This is a genomic window from Pontimicrobium sp. MEBiC06410, from assembly GCF_053601615.1.
In genome coordinates this window covers 1-267 of the sequence record NZ_JBSHNT010000033.1, presented here as the reverse complement: position 1 = coordinate 267, position 267 = coordinate 1, and the positions used below count along the sequence as shown (strand labels likewise).

Below are 267 nucleotides of genomic sequence, written 5' to 3'. Positions count from 1 at the left end.
CCCAACAATGTATGTTAACGAAGACCCAGCCAATCCAAATACAGGGATCACCCCACAAACCATCTATGTCCGATTAACCAATGGCGATGACCCTACAGGATTAAACGGAACAGGCTGTTACACGCTGGTTAACTTCGATGTCATCGTGAACCCATTACCAGTAGTCACCCCAGTAGATGATTATACCCACTGTGAGTTAAACACCGATGGCGTATACGAAAGCTTTGACTTTACAACCATGACCCCTGCCATATTAAACGGACAAGA

General features: G+C 45.3%; 1 protein-coding gene. It reads left to right on the top strand.

The window, feature by feature from the left end:
- On the top strand, positions 1-267 hold a 267-nt coding region (locus tag ACVC08_RS00210; protein WP_452600505.1), incomplete at both ends, for a hypothetical protein.